Here is a 24,287-nt window from a genome sequence, read left to right on the forward strand (position 1 = left end):
GTTTTCGTTAGATTGACGAATTTTTTGTTTTTTAATTAAATAATCATATTGAATACCTATTTGTAAGAATTTTCTTCATGAATAAAACGACCTCTTCAAGTTCTTTCTCATTCTTTGAAGCAAAACCTAATCGAAAAGCATTCTCTTCTTCATCTATTCGTTTGATTTGCAATTGTAAATGAGTTTTCAATGTATTAACACTGTAGGGATGTTTGAGCTGTATCCAAACCGACAGGCCGCCGTCTGGTAAGGTAAAAGAGATATAAGGGCTCAGATGATGTTGCAAAAGTATATTCAGATAATCTCTGCGTTGATGGTAAGACTTTTTGGCTTTCTTCAGATACCTTCCCAAATCACCACTTTTAATCAATTCTGCTAATGCATTCTGCATATATCCATCCCCTCCTACATCAATTGCTTTTCGTAAAACAACAGCTTCCTGAATGAAATTTTTAGGAGCTACCATAAAACCAATACGAATGGAAGAACCCAATATTTTTGAAAATGAACCAATGTAAATGACATTCCCCTTATGAGCTCCACTTGCCAAAGGTAAATATGGTGAGGAGGAATAATGATAATCATAATCGTAATCATCCTCAATAATAGCAAACGAATATTGATTGGAAAGCTCCAACAGTTTCATTCTCCTTTCAACGCTCAAAGTGACTGTTGTAGGATAATGATGATGAGGAATGAGGTATACAGCGGTTATTTTTTTCTTTTTACACATTTTTTCGAGAGCATTAATGTCCAGTCCGTTTTCGTCTACAGGAACCTCTATTACAGATGCTTTTGTTTTCTCAAATGCACTGTTCGCAATAGGATATCCCGGTTTTCCGGAAACAATAATGTCTCCATCCTGTAAAAGCAACTGAGCCGCCAGATAAATGCTCATTTGTGCGCCATGGGTAATCAATAGGTTATCAGCGGAAATATTGAGTCCTCTTGTTACAGATAAATATCTCGATAGCTCTTCTCTTAGTTTTAATGTACCTTGAGTTGTCCCAACAACTGCTTTTTTAATGCTAAAGCTTCTTGATGTATAGCTGCGGTAAATTTTCAACAGTTCATCTATAGGAGAAAGGCGAATATCGGGATGCCCATCATCAATGAAAATCTCAGGAAGAACAGTCAGCTCCTGCTGTGACGGATCTTTCTTTGATTGATGAATCGGAAGGTCGAAATTATTTTCATAGGATAAAGATGAATCTTGAGCGTTCCACTTTTGAGGTTGTAGAGTTGGAATACTCTCAGATACTCTGACCTGTTTCCGGGGAATAATCAGGATCCAATCCTGGGCATTGAGCTCTTCATATGCAGCGATTACCGTCTTACGGTGCACACCCAGTGTTTTTGCAAGTTCTCTGGTACCGGGAAGAGCCATTCCGGGCTTTACATTACCGTTTCTTATTGCATTAATAATAGAGATGGCTATCTGTCTGTAAACAGGAAGCTTTTTTTCTTTATCAATAGTGATGATATGTTCAAACGGAAACATTCTGGACTACTCTATATGTTTAATCTGGTATACAAATGTAGTCCAAATTACCTATAATTTTGCCCTGTAAATCAAATAATTTAATTAAAAGTATGATAGCTGTAATATTTGAAGTCGCTCCTGAAGAAGGAAATAAAGATGAATATCTGGATATAGCGAGATCCCTAAAGTCAGAACTGGAAGGAATTCCTGGATTTATTTCGATTGAACGGTTTCAAAGTCTCGTAGATCCCCGAAAAATCCTTTCCCTGTCCTTTTGGAAAGATGAAGATAGTATAAAAGAATGGCGCAACAGAACCACTCACAGGAAAGCACAACAGGCAGGACGAAATTCTGTGTTTGAAGATTACAGATTGCGTGTAGCTTCCGTGATACGGGATTATGGGATGTCTGAAAGACAGGAAGCCCCTGCGGATAATATCTTTTGAAGTAACAGTAAAAAAATAAAAATGATTACGTATCAAATTTAAGAGAAAATTGGAATAGAAGAATTTACTCAGGTGCTGGTAAACTCTACATTAGGAGAAAGACGTCCGGTAAACGAACCGGAAAGAATAACAGAGATGCTGCAGCATGCCAATCTTATTGCAACTGCTCGGGATAATGGTAAATTGATTGGAGTATCAAGATCATTAACTGATTTTGCATTCTGCACTTATCTTTCAGATCTGGCGGTTGATGAGAATTATCAAAAGAAAGGCATTGGAAAAGAATTAATCCGATTGACAAAAGAACATACCCCAAAAGCTACATTGATTTTATTGGCCGCACCAAAAGCTGTGGGCTACTACCCTAAAATCGGGATGAAACAGTGGGAACAGTGCTATATACTGAACAATGTGGAGGATTTGAAATAATGAAATACCCCGGAAAATAAGAAGACATGTACTAAAACTACATGTCTTCTTTAAGTAAAATCACTTATTTATATTGTTTCCCGCTAAGCTATATATCTGTTACCTGTTAAACGGATACTCATTAATCCAATGAAAACTCCTCTTGTTTAAAAGATAATCTTCTTTTTTCTTTCTTATTGTTTTTATTTTTACAGAATCACGACCCTTATTTCCTGTAAAAATGATACTATCTTTTTGAGTATTGTAATGCAGGTAAGCATATAGGTCCTGATGATCTATTTTACGAAGCATAAGTGTTTTATTTTCAGTATCTAAAACGCTCTGGAATGTTTTAGTACTGTCATTGTTCAGGATTACTTTTGTCCGGCTTGGAGAAGTTATCAGTATTTTTTTCCAGCCAATGGAATCGTTGCATGATATTTCCTGGTTGTTTATGATAAATTTATCTACAATATATGCACCCTCCATCGGAGCGGCCGGAGGTGTATAGAATAGTGCTGATGAAGAGCTTAATATGAAAAAAGCTATTACAAGCCATTTGAATACAATAACTGTAATACTCTTCCACTTTTTGTCGAATGTTCTTTTTTGAAAACGTAACTGCGATGGCTGATGCAAGATAAAAAAACGATATAATGCCATTGCATCACCGCTTACAATAAAAATACAGAACAAAACAATATGACTGGAAAATATTTTAACCGGCACATCATAGAAAAAATTCAACAGAGCTACATTGATCATCACCGTCATGGAAAAAAGTGCACCAAAGGTTTTGGTTCTCCTGAAAAGAAGCAAAAGTCCACCAATAACTTCCAACAATCCGGAAACGAATGTATAACCAGTGGAAGCTCCCATCATAGCCCATACCATCCCCATTGGTGACATATCTCCAACTTTTTCTTCCAACCTGCCAATTGAATTAGGAGGAAACTGTCCGTCGTGTAGTTTTGCAAAACCGTATGAAAGCATTATCATAGCTACATAATAGCGTGCCACTACTACCGTAAACCAATGAAGATCTTTAAATGTCCGCTGTTTTTTATCTGCAAGAAGTATAACGAGTGCAGCCACTACCGCTAAGCCAATATTTACAAGCACTACCCAATAATCTAATGTTGTATCGCCGCTGCCAGTCATTGTAATATATTCTACCTGCGTTTGCTGAAAAACATTTTTACACAACCACAAGACTCCACTCTTATGTATTCCTGCTAAAGGCGAAAACTGAGAGGTAAAAATAAAAAGATACACATAAGAAATAACAAACAAATGCAGAAAACGTAGTACAGCATTATGCTTTCTCTGATTGGGAAAAGTGATGGGTTTTGTATTCATATTAACAATATTTATTTAAGATAAGAAAGCTTGTATTCATCATATAAATTTTTAGATATAGTTTGAGTGAAATTTAAAAGTTCTATTATTTATTTCTCTGCATCAAATCCAAGTTTCTTTCTAAATTCAAGAGTAAGCTTGTAACTTTCTTCAATTTGAACTTTCTTTTTTGATCCTTTACTCATATCCTTACCTTGTTCTGTCCATAAGTAAGGAAAAAAACTGAATACCTGGTCGCCTTTAAGTTCTGCTACATCTTTTTTCCAATTTGCCCATCTGTATTCTTTATAAAATTCATCAAGATTTTTATTAAAGCAAAAATTCAGAAATTCAGTGTAAGTAATGTCAAGAGGTTCATATTCCAAATTATCAGGTGCCAAATAATATACTTTTCCTAAATCGTTTCCAAGTCCGCCACCATTAAGAATGAAAATACCTCCTATTGCATCGTCAGCAATTAAAAGATATGGAATTGGCTGTCCATAATCCTCAAATGTTTTTCCTCTATTCCATTCCGGCAATGACCTGCTTAGCTTATCACTACCTGAGCCAAGAATTCTTATCCAGCCATTATCAACCAAAAGGCCCCTGTCATGTATACAATTGAACCCATTGGAGATTTGGTTGTAACTTGGGTTTTGTATAAAGCATCCCTTGCTTGGTTGCTATCTACGGGTAATATTTCCACTTTATTTTTTGCGGTGTCTATCCATTCTTTTACAAGAATCCAACCTTGATCTTTATCGTTTATTAATTCATCAATAGAGCGCATTTTTGTTTGTCCATAAGTTGTTAATGAGAAGAAGGATAATATAATAATTGTCAAACATTTTATCATGCTGATTAGTTTTCTAAAATGATAATTAATTGTATACATTTTTCTGTCATTATTTTACCTCAATTTTATGATAAGCAATCCATCGTTTGAGATTGCCCACCATTCTTTTTAAATGATCTTCATTCAGGAAAATATTGGTCCAATATTCAAATCTGTCGCACTGAACACTTATATAATAGGTCATAATAGCCAGACATGCGTAAGGTAAAAACTTTTTTTCTTCATCATGAATTTTAGTGACAGTTTCATAGCCTCTTATGAAATGATCTGCTTTTGCCTCATACTCTTCTTCGTTCAAATGGGTTGTAAATAGCTGAAATAGAAAATAAGAAATATCAAAGCATAAATAACCGTTGCCACAAAAATCAAAGTCAAAAAATGTGATTTCTTTTTCGTTATCAATATGTAAATTATCAAACCAAACGTCAAGATGAACCGCTCCATATCTCATTTTCTGCAGGTCTGTATTTTCCATTTTTAGCGTTAAAAAATCGGAAAGACTTTCTAAAAATTGAATTTCGGTCGTGTTTTTACTATAGAAATTTTTTGTCCTTGCAACAGGGTTCTTGAGCAGGTTTTGAGCATTGTAAGACATTCTCATCAGTTCTACATGTTCTGTTGATTGATGAACTTTAGCTAGTGCCTGCCCAATCAGAAAGCTGGTTTCCGGTGAGAATTTTGCTGTTTTTATACCCTTAGCATATGAAAATAAAACACCGAATCTTGTTCCTTCCGGAGCTTCAATTTTCTGAATAAAATTGTTTGATTGATCTGCTATGGGAAAAGCAACTTGTCGGTCTGCTTCTTTCAGGTGATTGAGAAGTCTTAATTCTTCTTGAATTTCTAATTCAGTTCGCCAATCATGAGTGTACACTCTAAAAACGTATTTGTTTTCGCCATCATGAACGATGTATAAATGGTTCATTGCAAGCCGGAAGATCCTGCATTCTGTGTTTTCGGTTAGTCCATATTTTTCTTGAATAAGTTGACCAAGTCTATCAGGTGAAAGCGTGCTGCTTATTGTCGGAAATTTCTCTGTCATGTAATTCTCGTGCGTAGCTGGTTATATAGTTTGCGCAATTTCGTTAACATTTTTCGATTTTACACCTATTACATCCATTTATTTAACTATTTCATGCAATTCAATTTCTAAATCCTTCTTTTCCTTTTCTTTATAAAATTCAGAATTTGCTAATGAAATATTGAATTCTTTAACAGTTACAGAGTAATCCTGTTTTAGTAAGATTTTAGCCTTTATAATATTTAAATAAGCCTCTGAAAAATTTGGATAAGAATCTATAAGGATTTTCCAGGCCTGAATAGCTTTATCATATTGCTTTTCATTATAAAATGCCCATCCTTTTCCATTTAAAATACCCAATGAAAAATTTAGATTAACACCGTAATTGGAGCGTATTTCTTTATCCAATGATGATTTAATGCTCAAGTCTGTTTGCTTATTTGATATATACTTTGACTGAATGGCAGACCAATCTTCAAATATCTCGTAAAGAGCTGTATTAATAAGTAAGCCTGGCGTTGCATTATGATCTGCTTTTTTAAACTCATATCCTTTCATATCCAGAAAGGGATTGTTAATTTTCTTAATGATGGAATCCATTTTCAGGAAATCTTCGGGATAATCGTTTCCAATTCCATAGCGATAATATTTTTTTGTATGAAAAGAGCGCTTACTGAATTGATTTATAGAATCTGTTAGGTCAACATTTTTCTGAGTAAAAAATGGGCTCATAGAAATAATTGCATTCAAGTCATTTATTCTGGAATTCAATAATGATGTTGTAAAATATCCATATCTGGAATGACCAATTAAAACTCTAAAAGAAGAGGCTTTGTACTCTCTCTCAGCTAATGGGATGAGTTGTTCAAAAATAAATTTTTCATTCTCTTGTGCAAGGCCGTTGGGATCTGAAATTTTATACTGTGTTTCCAGATAGCGGTATCTTTGTTCTGATTCAACGCTTATTACGATAGAGGAAGGAATCTGTTCATTACTCGTTAAATAGTCAATGGTATTGAGAATATAATGATTACTTCTTTTATTTTGCCGATCAAATACAATAATTAATGGGAATTTGTTCCCGGACTTCTTTTGCCATTCTATGGGAACTATTACAGAAATCTTTTTCTCAAATCCCAGACTTGTTGATTGTAATATTGTGTCTTTTAGTGTTTTATATCTTTCATAGTTCTGGGCAAGCAGTGAAGACGTTGCTGAAGTGAAAACTAAAATAAAGAGTAAGTACTTTTTTATCATGGATATCAGTTAAGACTCAAATTTACGGATTGTGTTCATATAAAATTTGTAATGATGGTAATGTTGTTCGATTTTTTCCATAAAAAGCTCCAAAATCTTTAGATTTTGGAGCTGACTTTAAACAGACAGCCTTTCAGCTGATTAATTATTGCTTGGTGATTTTATTAAAAAAAGTATCACCTTTAAAGATATAGTCTCCTGAAGGATATTCAGTAAGATCGATGGTATTTTTCCCTTTTCTAAACAATATGTTTTTAATGAGGTTACCGTTATTATCATATAAATAAACATTTTCGTCTACTGAGGATTCCACGTTGATCACTCCTGTCGTTGGATTAGGATACACGGAAGTTTTCGTTTTTGGGGAAACTTCTCTTGATGACAGATAACAACCTGAAATATAGGAATCTCCAATAATATTAAAACCTTTGTTGATGAGTTGGGCTCTCGCAAGCATCGCTTGTGGTGTAGAATAAACCAATCCTGTTGCATCTATAACTCCGGACGTTATTGTCGAATTCGCCCAGGTAGGATTATTATTCAGAGCGATGAGAAAATTGCTGTAATTTGTACATGATAAGCCGACATTTTTAAATCCAAAATAGATTGAATTCCAGCTGAAGTTCTGAAGCTTGATATTCCATGAAGAAATATCCTGGTCAAAATGTGAAGCACCTGCAAACATATTAAATCCAGCAAAATAATCAATCTTACTTACATCCCAGTTTCCGATGGGCTGATTGAATGATACTGCATTTTCAAACATATGCTCAAAATCTGTCACTTTACCTGTATTCCAGTTATCAAGTGGCTGATTAAATGCTGCTGCATTATAGAATGTATAGCGGAAATTAGTCGCATTTTCTGTATTCCATGAATTTAATGGCTGGTTGAAAGCTGTGGCATCTGCAAACATGGAGGAAAAATCAGTTCCGGATATCGTATTCCAGGCAGAAATATCCTGATTGAAAGAAGATGCAGAAGAAAACATGCTGCTGAAATTGGTTACTTTTGCCGTATCCCAGTTTCCGATATTCTGATTAAACAGCGTCGCTCCGCTGAACATACCGCTCATGTCCGTAATACGGAATGGATTCCAGTAAGAAAATGAAGTATGGCCTGTCAAAGATGAACAGTTAAGGAACATTTGTGATAAACTGGTTATCTGTGTTAAATCAGGAGTATCTGCAGCCGTTACGTTAAGATTGGGACAGTTGGCGAATGCTCTGTCGAATTGCTGAAGCCATGTCGTATTTCCCCACTGGCTAAGTTCTATAAGTTCCTGATTTCCACCTGGAGGTATGATTTCGGTATTGGCCCTGAATCCGTAAAATGATCCGTTACCGCTTGATACTTTTAATTCGTAAGTGGCCTGCAGAGGATCTGGATGGAATGATGGCCCAAAATATATGAGTAAAGGCTCATTGCTGCTGGAGTTTACATAATCAAACATCCCGTTATGCTCAGGATATCCTACTTCTTCCCAGTGAATGGTGTAATCGGTTCCTGTGCCGCCGAATCTTATTGAATGATCAATGACGCCGTTTGCATTGGGTTTCCAGATGGTAGTAAATTCATTCTGCGCATAGGAAATGCAAAATAAAAGGAGAAAAATGATTATTAGTTGTTTTTTACACATAAATTAAAAGAGGTTTTTGTTAGGTTAAAATTGGGTTTAGTAAGACAATTAATTTCCCGGGATTCTTTATCTTATCTCTAATACAAAGGTACTTACGCGCAGCGACAGAACTCGTCGTATTAAAAGTTATAACCTCTTTTTTTTAGTTTTTTTTTGATTAATTTTTGTATAAATAAACAGAGTAAAAACAGCCAGAAATTGTTTGCATTCTAAAGAAGGATTTTGAATGGACAACAAAAAAATCTGCAGCTATTAATTCATAATAACTGCAGAAATGAGATTGATTTATATTGTTATTTTCACACCGGCTGAAATATTAATTCCGGGAAGCGGGCTGAGAAACTTTAACTGAGAGTTCTGAAGCCTTGCCTCGGTGTTCAACAGATTATTTCCTATAATATAATACTCCAGATCACCTATGCCTAAACTGTTGTCTTTATAGGCTAAACGTACATTTAGCAATGAAAATGCCGGCATAGGAAGCTCAGGATTGATATTCTTTCCTAAATATTTTTGTTTTAAATAATGGTCTAAACTTACATTCATACTGAAGTTCTGTATACTTCCTTCCAGAGAGAATCCAAAACGGCTTGTTGGCATATTGGGCATATAATCACCATCACTCCACTTTCTTATGGAGCTGTCGGCAACACTTATATTTCTTACCAGATCATAATATCCGCCTATCTCCCACTTTCCTATTTTTCCAAGATCTGTTTTATAAGTAGCTTCAGCTTCAATTCCATTGATTTCTGTGTCATCAGAACGCCATTCTTTTACAATAAAAGTATTTCTGGAAATTCCGGTATGGGCAAGGTAAATATAATTTTTATAAGAAGTATTGTACCAGCTGGCGGAGACTCTTAGGTTTTTCAGATTAACTCCAGCCCCGATTTCAATGGTGTTGGCTGTTTCCTTATCCAGCTTGTCATCACCATTTTCTTCTGTCAGGATCGCAAAATGATTATTTCCTGAATACAGTTCATTCACTTCCGGAGCTCTTTCTGAATGGTTGTACTGTACTTTCAGATATCCTTTTTTAAAAATATTCCATTGTGCAGAACTATGAAATTGGTGAAGGGTGAAATCTCTGTCGCTGAGTTTTCCGCCCGAAAGACCTCGGCTTCTGACATACTTATTATCTGCTTCCGCTCTACGTTGTACATGATCATTTCTATACCCAAGATCAAACTGGATGATATTAAAATCAAGATGCTGCATCGTAAAAACTCCTATTTCTCTACTGATATTATTAGGCAGATATCTTTGGCCTCCGGTTCCTTCCATATCTCTGTATTGTACTTCAAGACCTGTAGTTCCTGTGAGAAATTTCAATTTCTGCTGTGTGATTTCCAGACGTCCATTGTGTTGGTTTACAGCAAACTGATTGGCACGGTAACGATCCAGAAGTTCTGCGTTTTTTGAAAATACGCCCATATAATTCAGTTTGATACTTGAAATCGGAGAATGGGTAAACTTGTAACCGGATTCAAACATAGCTTTATGAGATAAGCTTCTGATGTTGATGGGACTATATTCTATTTTGGGTTGTGGTTTTCCATGGCTATGTTGGGGAATTTTAGGGATGGCATACCCGGGAACTCCAAAATAGGAATAAGAATTCTGATAAGCTCCTCCGACATACAATGATTTTCCAATATAACTGGTTCCTACATAAAATGAATTGCTTTCCGAATGACTGTTGGGTATCACTCCATCTTTTGTTTCCACATAATCCTTGATTCCGTTTACTTCACTTTTATAACGGTCTTTCACGGCATCCTGACCAGGAACATACAGATCATTCTTTGGATTGGGATAATGTTTACCATCAGCAGGATTGTAATACGTAGAACTGAAGGTGTAAAGATCATCTTCAGAGAGTTCATATTCGATCATGTGATCCTTGGCAAACTGGCTGATGTAAGGAAAAAGACTTTTATTGAGTACACGTCTTGAATTTACATCGATCTGGCACAACGACTGTAAGATACTGTTGAAACCGACAAGATCCGGATCATAGCATCTGCTGTCTTTTGATTTTCCGGGAATTCTGACCATTTCCTGCTTCTGATTGGATGCTCCTACCGTCCAGACCCAGTTTTTCGCAATAACTCCTTTCGCTGAAAAAGCTTGTCTTTGTCCACTGTTGCTTCCGCCTTCAAGAAGACCTTTTACATTGATCTTTTTAGCCGGCAATTGTCTTGCGATATAATCCGTTTCAATATCTATGGCTCCTCCAATGGCCTTTCCTCCATATAAAACTGATGCAGAGTTTTTATAAACGGTGATACTCTGAACATTGTTCATCTCTATATCCGTATTAAAATCAGGGCTTATCCCGGAAAGATCATTCACTGCTGTTCCGTTTTCCAGTATTTTTACCCGGTTTCCGCTTAGGCTTCGGATCACGGGAGCACCGGAATTCGGTCCGTATCCCGAATTTTGAATTCCTGGAATTTTACTCAATGTTTCTCCCAGGGTGTTGGATTGAATAAAATCCAGCTTTTTTCTTGAAATATTTACAGTGTTATAATTAGATTTTCCCTGTACTTGTACAGACTCTATGTCTTTTACAATTTTTTTTTCAGGGGTACTTTTCTGAGCTTTCAGAATGGATGGTGAATACATAAGTGTGCCACCCACCAAAAAATAAACAGTCCTTTTCATGTGCATATACTTTAATGATCCGGCAAAGCTAGAACATTAAATTCATTAATGCAACAATGTTGCTTTATTGGTTTTTATTGAAAGCGCCGAAAATAAATTTAATTATTTGATAATAAATGTGTTATGAGATATTTTGCGGTCTATAAGGATATAGAAAAACCGCTCTGGAAAGAGCGGTCTGATTTTTTTACTGTGAATTTGCTTACTGATTAGCAAGTAGAACCGCACTCAAGTAATTTGATGTGGACTACACCATTGACAACACATTGTGTTTGGCATAAAGCGTTAGTTACAACAGTGCTTACACCGCCTACTACTCCACCTACTGTAGATCCTACGCCAGATACAACACCTCCAACGATAGTACCTACACCGCCTACTACTCCACCAACTACACCTCCTAGTCCACCTAGAAGACCGCCGATTGGATCTAGTAATCCGTTACCTGAAATAGCTTTTAATTCGTTTCTGTCCAATTTTTTTAAGTTTTTCATAACTATAATTTTATATGATTATTACATCACGAATATATGAATAATAACTTTACAATTGCAAATTATTTTGAATAAATTAATTATAAGTTTTTATTATTTAATATTTCATTAATATAAGTGTGTTTTAATAAGGATATAATTTTCACTTATATGTGATTGATTTTCTAAAAGTTAAAAATGATAACTCAATTTGTGGAATTTAGAGTTATTATTTTTGCATTAAATGCTCTTTATTAGTATTTATTTTTCAATGGCTATAAGGCCTCTGTAATTTGCCTATAAACAGGCTTCAGATAAGGTGAAAGTTGATTGTTTGAAGTCTTCAGATAGATTAATTTTTTTAAAAAAGATAAAAGGAAGATAAAATTTGTGTTCTTCTTGTGGTAAAAACCATTCTGTTCATTGATAACGGAATCAAATTTTGTATTTTTGCTGACATACTTATATCAATGTCAGTTTTTTCAAATAATATACGCTTTTTAAGAGCCAGGAGAAAGCTCTCCCAACAGAATGTAGCCGATGAATTATTGATTTCAAGAGTCCGGTATTCAAAATATGAAAACGGAATTTCTGAACCTCCTATCGAGTTGTTGGTAAAAATCTCAAAATATTTCCACGTAAGTATTGACCTTATGCTGTCTGTAGATATTGAGAAGCATCCGATAGATGAAATGCTAAAGCTTCCGGATAACAGAATTGTTCTTCCGGTTGCGGTAGATAATCATGGAAATGATACGATAGAAATTATTCCTCAGAAAGCTTCAATGGGATATCTGGAAGGTTATAGCGATATAGACTACATCGAAAGTCTTCAGCGTATTGCTCTTCCTTTTCTTACCAATGGAAAATACAGAGCTTTTCCTGCAGATGGAGATTCTATGCCCCCGTTCAGAAATGGGTCTTATATTGTAGGAAAATATGTAGAGGGAATCAATGAGTTGAAACAAGGCAAAACCTATGTTTTTGTTACCTTAAATGACGGAATTACCTATAAGCGTTTTAAAGAAAGAAAAGAAAATGCCATCTGTGTAAGTGCGGACAATTCGTTTTATGAACCTTATGATATTCCTTTTGAAGAAGTAGTGGAAATATGGCAGTATGCTTCAGGAATTTTCCCTGAAGATTTTGAACCGGGAGATTATGAAAGCTACAATTTTAAAGAAATGTTCCGTGAACTGAGACAGGATATCAGGAATCTTGACAAAAAGGTTTCTGGCCGTCGCCGTAAACAATCTTAATACTTATAATATTTATTAATATACTCCCGGTTTTTACTCCGGGAGTATATTATATATGAACTTCTCTAATTACAAACGATCCGATAGTTCAACCCACACGGGAGCATGGTCACTGCTTTTTTCCCACCCCCGTACATGACTGTCTACTCCACCGGAAGTCAGTCTAGGCTGAAGATATGGACTTAATAGGATGTGATCTAATCTCATTCCTGCATTGCGGTCGTAGGCTTTATACAAATAATCCCAGAAGGTATAGACTTTTTCGTCGGGGTAAAGACTTCGTACAGAATCAAGCCACCCTTTTTTCTGAAGATCTTTAAATGCTTTTCTCACTTCCGTTCTGTATAGCGCATCATTTTCCCAACGTTCAGGTTTATAAACATCCATAGGTTCGGGAATGATGTTAAAATCGCCGATAAGGATAGCAGGAAGTTCCATTTCGATGAGCTGGTTGGTTCGTCGCTTAAAACGTTTAATCCAGGATAATTTATAATCAAATTTAGGTCCGGGATAAGGGTTTCCATTGGGAAGATACAAACAGCAGATGACCATTTGATCAATAATAGCTTCTATATAACGGCTTTGTACATCGTCTGTGTCACCCGGTAAAGCTCTTTGTACCTCGGTGATTTCTTTGTTTTTTGCCAGTATGGCTACTCCGTTCCAGCTTTTCTGCCCTTTCCATATCGCCTGGTATCCTGCTTTATTGATTTCCTGTACAGGGAAACGTTCCTGTGGGGCCTTTAGCTCTTGAAGGCAGACGATGTCTGGTGAAGCTTCCTTCAGCCATTTGAGTAAAACAGGAAGCCTGCCGTTGATTCCGTTTACGTTATACGTTGCTATTTTCATGATGAAGCTTTTTAAAAAATCAATTCTTTTTTAATTACGACAATAATTATTCCATCATAAATATCTATTATTTGATGTTTTGTGGAATAATAATCTCAAAAAAGTAAGTTTTAATAAATAATCTCTGGGTTGAGAGATAAAAGTTCAATATATTTGTAATAAAGATGTAGCTCATTAATAATAAACCTCGATGAAAAGATATCCGACCTTTTTATTAGCTTTACTTTTTCCAATTACGCTATACAGCCAGCAGAATCTTACTGCTGATGAATTATTTGTTAAAGCCCGTACCACTGCTTTTGAGCAGAAAGACTATGCTACATCTATTGCCCTGGCAAAAGAGGCTTTGGAAAAAGCTCCCAATTATACTGATATTTCGGTTTTTTTGGGAAGGCTATATACCTGGAACAAAGATCTGGCTGCAGCAAGAGCTGTGTTTGAAGATCTCGGAAAAAGAGAGGTTCAGGATGAAGACTATTTTCTGGCGTATGCTTCATTGGAATATTGGAATGATCAGAATACAAAGGCTATCGAAATTATAGATAAAGGACTTTCTTATCATTCAAAATCTGAGACATTACTGTTGTTGAAAGCAAAAGTATATTTTGGAATGGATCATTATGAGGAAGCTGATAAAGCGATAACCACTCTATTATCTATCAATCCAAAAAATACAGAGGCAAGGGCTCTTGCAGTAAGAATCAAGGATCTGTCTTCTAAAAATGCTGTCGGAATTATTTACAACTATTCCCATTTTGACAAGCAGTTTGATGACGACTGGCATATCGTGGGCGTAAGTTACAAAAGAATTACACCTATTGGTTCTGTGATCCTTCGTGGAAACTATGCGAACAAATTTGCACAAGGCGGTACACAGATTGAGTTGGAAGCCTATCCGAGACTTTCCAAAATGTTCTACCTTTATGTAGGCGGAGGATATTCTGATGATGTAGGTCTGTTTCCGAAATACCGTACCGGAGTTTCCCTGAATGCCAATCTTCCTCACAGTTTTGAGGCGGAACTGGGCTACCGCCAGCTTCATTTCAGCAACAGCATCTGGATGTATACTGCGGCTGTAGGAAAATACTATAAAAATTTCTGGTTCAACCTTCGTACTTATATAACGCCTGACAGCAAAAACATTTCCCATTCTTATACAGGAACGGTACGTTATTATACCAAAGGAGCTCAGGACTATTTTGCTTTTCAGATCGGAACAGGAATAAGTCCGGAAGAATACCGAAATAACCTTTTGGAAAATGAGACCTTTAAGCTTAAAACCTTTAAAATAGGTGCAGAGTATAATTTCTCTTACCGCTCCGTCAATCTTTTTTCTGTAGGAACGATGTATTATAACCAGGAATTCCGTCCGGGTGAGAAAGGGAATCAGTTTGATATTACTTTAGGCTATACCCGAAAGTTTTAAAACTTTGACTTTGTTTTTTTCTTAAAGTTGACCATTACCGAATCCGGCATCAGTTTTTTCGTGGAATAAAACTGAGCATTCATGCTTTTATACTGATTGAACCTGCCGTTGATTTTACCCATGGCTGCAGCATCATTGGAAGCATCTTCTTCCATATCCTTAAGTGTGAAAAGCTGTCCGTCATGGATATAATATTTTTCAGAAACAAAATCTATAAGCTGGTTTTTACTCTGCATCATAGGAATTCCGGCCTTGCTGATTTCAGAATCTGCAGAAAAGCCACGTCCTACCCATGTAACTGTAGAAGGGGTATTGATTTGATAATTATTTCTGTAGTACGCCAGAATGGAAGGCGCGATATCAAAATGACTTACTGTTTTATAGAATCGCTTTGATTCTTTTAATAACGGCGAATAGATTAATAAAGGCACATGGAATCTGTCAATTTTAGATTCTAAGGTTATTTCAGGCATACTATGATCTCCTGTAATGACAAAAATTGTGTTTTTGAAATCAGGGCGTTTGCTGTAATTTTCAAAGAAACCTTTCATCGCATCATCAGCATTCAATACGGAGATGAGCTGATTTTTGTGAGCGGCTGCCCACTTTTTCTGTTCTTTGGTTAAAATCCCTGAGTTAAGTCTTTGGTTGTACAACTTTTCATAATAATCCTTATTGTTGATTAAAAAAGGATTATGGGTTGAAAGCGTAAGTATCATATTGAAATACGGTTGATTCTGTGCTTTCTGCTGCTGTTGCATTTTACTTAAAACAGCCTGATCTTCATATCCCCAGCTCTCCCCGTTGTTGGCAGGAAGTTTACGGTAAGGACTGCTGAATGAGGCTTCATCTATGATATGATCTACTCCACTGTACTCCAGAAATTCACGGTAGCGGTCAAATGATATATGGCCTCCGTAATAGAATCCTGTTTCGAATCCGTTCGCTTTAAGGATATTATAAAGATTGAAATTTTCCGGTGTTTTTTCTATTTCAAGGAACCCGTTTTTTCCAAAAGGAAGAGACCCCGTCAATGATGGTAATGCTCCGAATGTTCTTCCTGCTGAGCTTAAACTGTTTTCCCAATACAACCCTTTACTGGATAAAGAATCAAGATAAGGGGTGAAGTTACCGATATATCCCTTCGGCGATGTATACGCATGTCCGAAGCCTTCCATCACAAGAAAAACAAGATTAGGAACTTTCTCGGATTTGTGCATATAGGATCCTAAGAAATCCGGCGTGTTTTCTTTTCTCCAGAACGGAAAGTTTTTGTCGATCATTTCTGCATTGGCAGTAAAATCTTCATTATCGCTCAACAATTCTGTGAGTTCCGGATGATCGCTGATGAAATTATCTTGGTTGGATTTAAAGAAATAAGCCCATTTACTTTTTGCTGCATTTTGGTTAAACTCAGTATCAGAATTCAAAACTTTTGCTCCTGCTAGATTGGAGGGAATAAAGAATGCTGTTAACCCAAAAATCAATAGTATCACTCCCGGATAGATTGATTTTAAAGCTGTTTTACCTGCAATCCATAAAGGAACAAGGGAAGCTGTTATCAAAATTCCCAGTAATGCAAAGTTTTTGAAGTTGAGCATTCCGCTTGCCTGTAAAATCTGCTTCATCTCTTCTTTGCTATAGTATAAAAGGTCTGCACCCAATACATTACGGCTTTCAGAAAAATATAGGAATAAGATATATTGTGTAACGGTTACAACAACCAGGGTTAGTACCCCAAGGATTCTTGCCCAGCCTTCTTTGATAAAATTAATAATCAGATATATAACTCCGACACAGAATGTCAGTTGCAGTGCAAATAAAATATTTTCAAAGAAAAGAGGGCCAATAATGGCTGATGTTTCAAATTTGGGAAAGGTATATTTGTACCATAGAGATTCTGCGGTTACTCCTATTAAAAATAATGCAAAGAAAACCAACGCCAGCATTCCCCATTTTTTGAGTCCCGCCTGAAGAATAGCATATATCCTTTCTTTCAGAGGTAAATGCTGTGTGCTTTGGTTGAAACCTTGTCTTGTCATTTCGCCCCAGCCATGAGATTTTTTGAAATAATCTATAAATCCGTTAACGCCTGCTTTTACCACTATGGGATGAAAATAAAAAGGTTCGGAAAAAGCCGTGAAAATCAATCTAAAGAAGTCTTTTCTTTTGGTATAAACCTGATGGCTTACGAGATCCACCAGTATCGCATAGATGGAATATAAAAATCCCATTGAAATCACAAGGGCGAACAGAACGATAAAGAACGGCCAGTTGATAATTCCCAGCAATAAAAAGATGATAAAGATAATATAACCTGAAAACTCGATGAGCGGACCGAGAAATTCAAAGAAGAACCAATAAGGAAGGCTGATCATCCCCAGCTTTTTATACTTTGGATTGAACATCATTTTTCGGTGTTTCCACAGGGTTTCCATGGTGCCGCGCATCCATCTGTTTCTTTGTTTTCTAAGAATATCTTTGGATTCAGGAACTTCTGTCCAGCATAGAGGATCCGGAATAGTAAGTACTTCGTAAGGCTCATTTTTTTCCTCCATGTACTTTCTCATTCTTACCACCAGCTCCATGTCCTCTCCCACTGTATTTTTGTCATAACCACCGCACGCCAGTACAATTTTTCGGTCAAAGACTCCAAAAGCACCGGAGATCAAAATCAGTCCTGATGCTCTGGACCATGCCATACGTCCAAGTACAAAAGCTCGAATGTACTCCAATGCCTGTGTTCTTCCCAGAAGAGATTTCGGCATATTGACACTTACTACTTTTCCGTTTTCAATAACGCAGTTGTTGGCCAGGCGAATCACTCCACCGCAGGCAATGAACTTTTTATCAGTTTGCTCCAGCATTGGTTTTGCGAGCTTTAAAATCGAATCCTGTTCCAGAATACAGTCAACATCAATGCAGACCAGATATTCACCGGAGGAAATATTGACGCCAACATTTAAAGCATCCGCTTTTCCTCCGTTTTCTTTATCAACAACAATCAGTTTTTTGAAGGCCGGATTTTTACTTTTATACACTCCTCTTACCGCATTGGTTTCTATTTTTCCCTGAATAAAATAAGCTACAGACTCGAGTTCGTAAGCTTCAATCAGCTTTTGAATGGAATCATCCTTACTTCCGTCATTTACAATGATAATTTCAAGATTATGATAATAAAGAGATAAGAGGGAACGTACATTTTCCACAATGGTCATCCCTTCATTATATGCCGGAGCAATAACGCTAAATACCGGAGCGTTGGGATTGGCCGCAATAATACTGTAATCTGTGAATGTATTTTCTTTTTTATAACGCAATACAGCACCAAGCGCATAAATTCCTATCCAGCCATAGATAAGGGTTACTGCTGTTCCGTAAATCAAAAACAGCCAAATAACAACTTCATAGATGATGTGTGAGAATTCTAACATACTTTTTCCTGTAATGCGTATTTAATAATTTGAATGAGTTCTTCTGAAGAGGTTTCTTTTTGGGATATTTCTGCCAGGTATTCCTGTTGCTCCAAAGCACATAAAGCTTCTGCTGCATGCACTTTTATTCCTGAGTCTTGGTTATTTAATAATTGATCTTTCAGAAAATCTGTACTGTATTGGTCTTTCGACTTTTTCATGACTTTCAGAATCTCTTTCTGTACTTCAACCGGCTGATCGGGATATATTTCCATAAGATGAGCTATGGTGGAAGAATTTTCCAGTGACAATAAAGTTTGTACGGTCTGTATTCGTACATCAACAGAAGAATGATCCAGGAGATCAATTACTGTAGAATAGAGTGATAATATCTGAAATTTCCTTAAGAGTTTAAGGGTGAAAATGACTACGGATTCATTAGAACTTTTCATCCAGTTTTTAATATCATCCCCTGAGTTCTCGGGAATGTTGTTGATCGAAATAAGCAAACGAAGCTGCTGCCATTCTGATATTATGGAGGAAATGCTGTTCAGGAAATGAAGACCTTCGAATCCTTTAAAGTTAACCATCGCATATTGTGCCTCCTGATACACCTGAGTTGAAGGATGGGTTAAAAATGTAGAAATTTTTGGCAATGCTTCTTCCACGTGCATCGCTGTAAGTTCCTGTATTCCTCCTGCAATGATATGTTCTTTCTTTTGATTCAGCTTTTTCAATGCTTCTTCCTGAAGTCCATATTCACGGAATAAGTCTTTGATTTTATTTTGTGCTGCTCCGGAAAATTTTTTCTCAGATTCTGCCAGTTTCTGAAGGAACAGATTTCTGAATGAAGGACTGCCGGAAGTTACTGAAAAGGTAGTGTCTGCAGGCATTTCCTCTTCACCATATACAATCACTTCTGAGATTTTTTTATTGATCACTTCAGACCATCTGAATGACTGAACAGATTCTCTGTACTGATAAAAGCTGTAAATCAGTACAACGATGATCAGTAAGAGTACTAAAGACAGCATTCCCAGAAAAACAAGAAAAAGAAAATGCACAGAAGTGGTGAGAAACATGGTTGTAGTTTATTTTAAAGAAAATCTTTTTATTCTTAATGTTAATTCATTGGGACTGAATGGTTTCACAATAAAATCAACAGCTCCGAGGTCAAAGGCATTCAGTACTACTTCTTCCTGCCCCATACTGGAAAGCATGATCACCGGTATCTGCTTGCCCATTGTTTTAATAGCCGAAAGTATTTCAATTCCTGAGGCAAACGGCATCATAATATCTGTGATGGCCAGATCTACATCTTTGGTTTTAAGGGTTTCAATAGCGTCTTTCCCGTTTCTGGTCAGGATCACTTCATGTCCTTCTTTTAGTAATTTGTGTTCAATCGTTTTTAGAATCAGTTCGTCGTCTTCGGCGATTAGAATCAGCATAATTTTAGTTTTTTTATTGTATTAGATTTTTAATTAATTGTAATCCTGTTGTTATCTCCCGGATAATTTCTTCTTCCATGGAGATAAAATCCATGTCAGGATCTGCTTTATTTTCCCAGCTGGCAGTACGTTCTGTAAGTTTTATCAATCCTGCTGTTCCTGCTGTTCCTTTAAGCTTGTGAAGAATCAGTTTCAGATTGGCACTGTCTTTTTCTGCTGTGCTTTTTTTGATATTCTCTTCAGCCTGAGTAAGCTGATCTACTACAAGATTTAGGAATATTTTTCTGAAATCCTCATCATCATCGCCTATCTGTTCATTCAGGATATTTATATCGAGGTAATTTTCCTGATGGGAAGCATCTTCAGCAGGGCTATTATTTTCGTTAATGATATACTTTTTAAGCATTTCCAGCAGATCTGCCTGTCTTAAAGGTTTAGGCAGGAAATCATTCATCCCGGAATCCAGGCACTTTTCTTTCTCTCCAAGCACATTCCCTGCTGTTACTCCAATAATCGGAACATTGGAATATTCCGGGAGTAAGCGGATTTGTTTGGTAGCTTCAATGCCATCCATTACCGGCATCTGAACATCCATTAAAATGATATTGAATACCTTTTCTTTACACTGCAAAACCGCCTGAAGTCCATCCGTAGCTTCTGTAAGCTCTGCATCCGGAATCAATGAACGCATCATTTTGTGGTTAAGAACCATATTGACAGGGTTGTCATCTACCAGTAAAACCTGCGGTGCCTGCATCAGTATGGAGGTTTCTGTTTCCGGTTGTGGAATGCTGGTTACCTCTTTTTCAGTATTTTTTACAGCTCGTCTCAATGTTTTATAGAGTTCTTCAGACTTGATAGGTTTCAGCAGGAAGAATGAATTGTTTTCCTGACGGAAAGAATTGATCACATCATGTTCCTCGGAAGACGTGTGGAGAATAATCAAAGGAGAAGATTCATTTTGTTTGCTGAACAGTTCTTTGATTTTTTCTATCGTTTCCAGTCCGGAAATAATAGGCATATGGTAGTCCATCAGAATAACATCAAAACGCTCTCCTGCAAGTAATATCTGAAGAGCTTCCATTCCATTGGCTGCAAGCTTTGAATCTATATTTTTATAAGCAAGCATGTGTTGAATGATAATTCTGTTGGCTTCATTATCATCTACAATAAGTACCTTGTTTATTTTCAGATCTTCATCATCATGACGATCAGATAGTTCATAAGGAACTTCGATATCAAAATAGAAAACAGATCCTTTTTGGGGTTCGCTCACCAATGATAGTTTACTTCCCATATATTTCAGAATATTATTGGAAATGGTCAATCCGAGACCCGTTCCTCCATACGTTTTACTGATAGAGCTGTTTTCCTGCGTAAAGGCATTGAAAATATGGTGTTGCTTTTCCTTAGGAATACCAATTCCGGTATCTCTTACAGAAAATCTAAGTTTGATATTCTTGCTGTCCAGATTCAGTTTTTCTACTTTAAGCTCTATTTCTCCCTGTGCTGTAAATTTCACGGCATTTCCAAGAAGGTTAATCAAAATTTGTTTCAACCTTGATTCATCCAGCCAGATGGTCTCAGGAAGTCCCTGTTCTATATTGAGGAGTAATTCTATATTTTTTTTCTGTGACTGGTAAAGGATTACATTGATCACCTGGCTTACCATGTCATAAATATTGGATTTTTCAATGATAAGATCCATTTTTCCGGATTCTACCTTGGAGAAATCAAGAATATCGTTGATGATATTCAATAAATTCTCCCCTGATTCATTGATGTAATTGAGGTATTGAGTCTGTATATCATTCAACGGCGTTTTTAAAAGAAGGTCGGAAAAGCCAATAACACCATTCAGCGGAGTCCGGATTTCATGGCTCATATTGGCTAAGAATTCAGACTTTGCTTTGCTGGCAATATCTGCCATTTTCTTGGCATTTTTCAGTTCACTATTGATTCTTACGGAGGGTGTAATATTCTGTGCAGAAACAATAATTCCTCCTATAACATTATTGGAAAGATACCATGGTGTCACTTCTACACTGTAATGCTGAATGATTCCTTTACCCGGAACTTCTATGGCCATGTCTTCATTTTTATAGGCCTTTCCTGCCAGTGCATCCAGATATATTTTTAATCTCTCATCCGGTACATTGGGTGAGATTTTAAACATGTTCTCTCCAATAAGCCTGATATCATTCATCTGAAACTCATCTTTCCAGCTTCTGCTTACGGAAACATAATTGAGATCTTTATCAAACATGGCTACTGTAGAAGGTACGTATTTTACAAAAGACTGCAGCATAGCTTCTTTTCTGGCCAGTTCAAGGTAGATATTTTTGAAGGTATCAATATTCTGAATGATTCCGTAGACTCTCGTACATACTCCATCTTCAAATTCCGGTATACCTTTTACCCTTACCCAGATCATCACGCCGTCATTTTGTATTAGCTGTAATTCTTCATCGTAGGGAACGCCTTCTTTTACAGCCTTTTCGAATAAGGATTCCAGCTTTTCGCGGCTTTTTTCACTGTAAAAACCCAGTGCATTTTCAAAATCAGGCTGAAAATTTTTATCTATTTTATGAATTTCCCGGGTGGACTGCGACCAAAAAACCGTGTTGTTTTTCAGGTTGACTTCCCATCCTCCCACCTGGGCAACAGCACTGGTTTGTTCCAACATCTTTTTGGTATGAACAAGATCTTTTTCCAAACTTACTCTTTCCGTAACATTCAGTGCAGTGCTCACCACATAAGGTTTTCCTTCTTTGTTGATTTCCACAAGATTATGGTACATCCAGATCATTTCCTCACCTCCTTTTGCTTTCAGGATCATAGTCCCGAAATCTTCATGGTTCTTATTAATTCTTTCGAGATATTGCTCCAGAAGAGGCCAGTTTTTTTAGGAACAAGATCTTTTAAATTTAACATTTCTACCTCTTCAGCAGAATATTGAAGGGTTTCTCTTCCTTTTTCGTTGACCGCAATGATATTTCCTTCCATATCATGCATACTCATCAAGCCTATAGCGTTTTCAAAGAAGCTTCTGAAGCGGCGTTCAGAGCTTTCAAGTTTAAGCTTTTCTTCGATGCGTTGGGTGATATTAATTCCAAAACAAAAAATCTCTGAATGATTTTGATTGAGCTTTAAAGACCATTCAATAATGATCGTTTGGGTATCATCTATTTTTGTTGAAGTTGTAAATGTTACTTCTTCATCCGTATTGGGAAGGTTTTTGGAAAGTAATTGGAGCTGAGAATTATGATTCCCTATCAGATCAAGAAAATTCTGGCCGAGAATCTGACCTTTATCCATTTGAAAAGTCTTTTCAAAAGCCGGATTACTCTCTTTCAGTGAAAAGTCTTTATCCAGAACACAGATCAGGTTATTGGAAATGGTAAAAGTCTGTTGAAAATATTCAGCCTGAATATTTTTCCTTTTACCCGTCAGAATTTTTGTGATTGCGTCTCCTATTTTTTTCAGAGTAGATATCTGGTCTTTTGTGATGGTTTTAGGTTTATAGTCGATAACGCAGATTGTCCCCAATACAAAACCTTCATCGTCAATCAACGGAACTCCTGCATAAAACCGGATTCCACCCGCCAGAATAAGTGGATTTTCTGATGATCTTTCATCCAATAATGTATCATTGATGACCAGAATTTCTCCACTTGCTATTGAATATTGGCAGACTGTATTTTTTCTGTCTACAAAATCAAGAGCCATTCCCACGCAACTCTGAATGGTCTGGGTTTCGCTTTCCATCATAGCAATAAGCGCTGCAGGACAGTCTGTCACCAGACATGCTGTTTCTGCAAAAATGTCTAACTGGGGATCTTTTTCAAGGTTCAAAAGATCAAAATACTCCAGTTTCTTCATTCTCCCTTCTTCATTCGCAGGAATTGGATATTTCTTCATATATTATGTCAACAATTAGAGACTTTTCTTTTTTGATTATTAAAAAATGATAATCAAGGCATTAAAGTTTATATTTTAAATATTTTTAAGTGCTTTAAATTATTATTTTAATAAGTAAACCAAATTACGAAATTATTTCGTATTCCGTTACAGTAAATTTTATAATAAAGCTATATGTGTATTTATTTAAAATTTGCCGGCAAAAGTTTTAAGTAAAGAAGTACCATCTATTATGAGGATAAAAGTACCTTGTCTGATCGTAAAATCTGTTGTATAATACACTTTAAATGTGAATATTTTTGAAGGGAGAACATTCATTATTACAAAAAAAGTCCATTCCCGGAAAATTCGGAAATGGACTCACCACTTATCATCAT

General features: G+C 36.3%; 17 protein-coding genes and 1 pseudogene. 4 read left to right on the top strand and 14 right to left on the bottom strand.

Annotated elements, in window-relative coordinates; translation table 11 throughout:
• Window positions 1-43: 43 nt before the first annotated feature.
• A complete protein-coding gene (locus KBP46_RS02630; RefSeq protein WP_216444540.1) occupies window positions 44-1,501 on the bottom strand; it encodes a PLP-dependent aminotransferase family protein in 1,458 nt (485 codons plus the stop codon).
• Between the two features lie 92 nt (window positions 1,502-1,593).
• Between KBP46_RS02630 and KBP46_RS02635 the strand changes: the two genes are divergently transcribed.
• Window positions 1,594-1,929 carry an antibiotic biosynthesis monooxygenase gene (locus tag KBP46_RS02635; protein ID WP_216444541.1) on the top strand — a complete coding sequence of 112 codons (336 nt, stop codon included), beginning with the start codon at window positions 1,594-1,596 and terminating at the stop codon, window positions 1,927-1,929.
• Window positions 1,930-2,001: 72 nt separating this feature from the next.
• Window positions 2,002-2,358 (top strand): GNAT family N-acetyltransferase, encoded by a 357-nt coding sequence (locus KBP46_RS02640; RefSeq protein WP_253297166.1) that lies wholly within the window; start codon window positions 2,002-2,004, stop codon window positions 2,356-2,358.
• A gap of 99 nt (window positions 2,359-2,457) precedes the next feature.
• Here the strand turns inward: KBP46_RS02640 and KBP46_RS02645 are convergent, their stop codons facing one another.
• The 7 genes and pseudogenes from KBP46_RS02645 to KBP46_RS02675 form a co-directional block, all read right to left on the bottom strand.
• Window positions 2,458-3,696, bottom strand: coding sequence for a hypothetical protein (locus KBP46_RS02645; RefSeq protein WP_216444542.1), 1,239 nt, complete (start codon window positions 3,694-3,696; stop codon window positions 2,458-2,460).
• Window positions 3,697-3,785: 89 nt separating this feature from the next.
• Window positions 3,786-4,573: pseudogene (locus KBP46_RS02650) on the bottom strand (DUF2625 domain-containing protein).
• 10 nt (window positions 4,574-4,583) lie between these two features.
• Window positions 4,584-5,459 carry a phosphotransferase gene (locus tag KBP46_RS02655; RefSeq protein ID WP_253297167.1) on the bottom strand — a complete coding sequence of 292 codons (876 nt, stop codon included), beginning with the start codon at window positions 5,457-5,459 and terminating at the stop codon, window positions 4,584-4,586.
• Between the two features lie 195 nt (window positions 5,460-5,654).
• Window positions 5,655-6,812, bottom strand: coding sequence for an alpha/beta hydrolase-fold protein (locus KBP46_RS02660; protein WP_216444544.1), 1,158 nt, complete (start codon window positions 6,810-6,812; stop codon window positions 5,655-5,657).
• 145 nt (window positions 6,813-6,957) lie between these two features.
• Window positions 6,958-8,451: a BspA family leucine-rich repeat surface protein gene (locus KBP46_RS02665; protein WP_216444545.1), complete on the bottom strand. Its 1,494-nt coding sequence runs from the start codon at window positions 8,449-8,451 to the stop codon at window positions 6,958-6,960.
• A gap of 285 nt (window positions 8,452-8,736) precedes the next feature.
• Window positions 8,737-11,121 (bottom strand): TonB-dependent receptor, encoded by a 2,385-nt coding sequence (locus KBP46_RS02670; protein WP_216444546.1) that lies wholly within the window; start codon window positions 11,119-11,121, stop codon window positions 8,737-8,739.
• A gap of 209 nt (window positions 11,122-11,330) precedes the next feature.
• The gene (locus KBP46_RS02675) at window positions 11,331-11,597 is read right to left on the bottom strand and encodes a hypothetical protein (protein WP_216444547.1); all 267 of its coding nucleotides are present in this window, start codon (window positions 11,595-11,597) and stop codon (window positions 11,331-11,333) included.
• A 467-nt stretch (window positions 11,598-12,064) separates the two neighbouring features.
• On the opposite strand from KBP46_RS02675, the gene KBP46_RS02680 reads away from it, so the two are divergent.
• Complete coding sequence (locus tag KBP46_RS02680) at window positions 12,065-12,853, top strand: LexA family transcriptional regulator (protein ID WP_062669386.1); 789 nt, start codon at window positions 12,065-12,067, stop codon at window positions 12,851-12,853.
• A 69-nt stretch (window positions 12,854-12,922) separates the two neighbouring features.
• Here the strand turns inward: KBP46_RS02680 and xth are convergent, their stop codons facing one another.
• Complete coding sequence (gene xth, locus KBP46_RS02685) at window positions 12,923-13,702, bottom strand: exodeoxyribonuclease III (protein ID WP_123279796.1); 780 nt, start codon at window positions 13,700-13,702, stop codon at window positions 12,923-12,925.
• A gap of 190 nt (window positions 13,703-13,892) precedes the next feature.
• Here xth and KBP46_RS02690 point away from each other — a divergent pair, with 190 nt between their 5' ends.
• Window positions 13,893-15,128 (top strand): YaiO family outer membrane beta-barrel protein, encoded by a 1,236-nt coding sequence (locus KBP46_RS02690; protein WP_123279795.1) that lies wholly within the window; start codon window positions 13,893-13,895, stop codon window positions 15,126-15,128.
• On the opposite strand, the gene KBP46_RS02695 is transcribed toward KBP46_RS02690, so the two are convergent.
• The 5 genes from KBP46_RS02695 to KBP46_RS23440 are packed head-to-tail and all read right to left on the bottom strand — an operon-like array spanning window position 15,125 to window position 23,910.
• The gene (locus KBP46_RS02695; RefSeq protein WP_216444548.1) at window positions 15,125-18,562 is read right to left on the bottom strand and encodes a sulfatase-like hydrolase/transferase; all 3,438 of its coding nucleotides are present in this window, start codon (window positions 18,560-18,562) and stop codon (window positions 15,125-15,127) included. The genes KBP46_RS02690 and KBP46_RS02695 overlap by 4 nt on opposite strands.
• A complete protein-coding gene (locus KBP46_RS02700) occupies window positions 18,556-19,623 on the bottom strand; it encodes a HEAT repeat domain-containing protein (RefSeq protein ID WP_216444549.1) in 1,068 nt (355 codons plus the stop codon). The genes KBP46_RS02695 and KBP46_RS02700 overlap by 7 nt, the downstream gene beginning before the upstream one ends.
• A gap of 9 nt (window positions 19,624-19,632) precedes the next feature.
• Window positions 19,633-19,989 (bottom strand): response regulator transcription factor, encoded by a 357-nt coding sequence (locus KBP46_RS02705; protein ID WP_062669396.1) that lies wholly within the window; start codon window positions 19,987-19,989, stop codon window positions 19,633-19,635.
• A 13-nt stretch (window positions 19,990-20,002) separates the two neighbouring features.
• Window positions 20,003-22,828 (bottom strand): PAS domain-containing hybrid sensor histidine kinase/response regulator, encoded by a 2,826-nt coding sequence (locus tag KBP46_RS02710; RefSeq protein ID WP_253297168.1) that lies wholly within the window; start codon window positions 22,826-22,828, stop codon window positions 20,003-20,005.
• On the bottom strand, window positions 22,825-23,910 hold the full coding sequence (locus tag KBP46_RS23440) for a PAS domain S-box protein (protein WP_253297169.1): 1,086 nt from the start codon (window positions 23,908-23,910) through the stop codon (window positions 22,825-22,827). The genes KBP46_RS02710 and KBP46_RS23440 overlap by 4 nt, the downstream gene beginning before the upstream one ends.
• Window positions 23,911-24,287 lie beyond the last annotated feature (377 nt).

This window comes from Chryseobacterium sp. PCH239, assembly GCF_018924625.1.
Classification (GTDB): Bacteria; Bacteroidota; Bacteroidia; order Flavobacteriales; family Weeksellaceae; genus Chryseobacterium; species Chryseobacterium cucumeris.

Excerpts from the sequence above, each read along its gene's own strand:
- KBP46_RS02630 (WP_216444540.1), bottom strand. The coding sequence starts at position 1,501 with ATGTTTCCGTTTGAACATATCATCACTATTGATAAAGAAAAAAAGCTT.
- KBP46_RS02635 (WP_216444541.1), top strand. The coding sequence starts at position 1,594 with ATGATAGCTGTAATATTTGAAGTCGCTCCTGAAGAAGGAAATAAAGAT.
- KBP46_RS02645 (WP_216444542.1), bottom strand. The coding sequence starts at position 3,696 with ATGAATACAAAACCCATCACTTTTCCCAATCAGAGAAAGCATAATGCT.
- KBP46_RS02655 (WP_253297167.1), bottom strand. The coding sequence starts at position 5,459 with ATGAACCATTTATACATCGTTCATGATGGCGAAAACAAATACGTTTTT.
- KBP46_RS02660 (WP_216444544.1), bottom strand. The coding sequence starts at position 6,812 with ATGATAAAAAAGTACTTACTCTTTATTTTAGTTTTCACTTCAGCAACG.
- KBP46_RS02665 (WP_216444545.1), bottom strand. The coding sequence starts at position 8,451 with ATGTGTAAAAAACAACTAATAATCATTTTTCTCCTTTTATTTTGCATT.
- KBP46_RS02670 (WP_216444546.1), bottom strand. The coding sequence starts at position 11,121 with ATGAAAAGGACTGTTTATTTTTTGGTGGGTGGCACACTTATGTATTCA.
- KBP46_RS02680 (WP_062669386.1), top strand. The coding sequence starts at position 12,065 with ATGTCAGTTTTTTCAAATAATATACGCTTTTTAAGAGCCAGGAGAAAG.
- xth (WP_123279796.1), bottom strand. The coding sequence starts at position 13,702 with ATGAAAATAGCAACGTATAACGTAAACGGAATCAACGGCAGGCTTCCT.
- KBP46_RS02690 (WP_123279795.1), top strand. The coding sequence starts at position 13,893 with ATGAAAAGATATCCGACCTTTTTATTAGCTTTACTTTTTCCAATTACG.
- KBP46_RS02695 (WP_216444548.1), bottom strand. The coding sequence starts at position 18,562 with ATGTTAGAATTCTCACACATCATCTATGAAGTTGTTATTTGGCTGTTT.
- KBP46_RS02700 (WP_216444549.1), bottom strand. The coding sequence starts at position 19,623 with ATGTTTCTCACCACTTCTGTGCATTTTCTTTTTCTTGTTTTTCTGGGA.
- KBP46_RS02705 (WP_062669396.1), bottom strand. The coding sequence starts at position 19,989 with ATGCTGATTCTAATCGCCGAAGACGACGAACTGATTCTAAAAACGATT.
- KBP46_RS02710 (WP_253297168.1), bottom strand. The coding sequence starts at position 22,828 with ATGATCCTGAAAGCAAAAGGAGGTGAGGAAATGATCTGGATGTACCAT.
- KBP46_RS23440 (WP_253297169.1), bottom strand. The coding sequence starts at position 23,910 with ATGAAGAAATATCCAATTCCTGCGAATGAAGAAGGGAGAATGAAGAAA.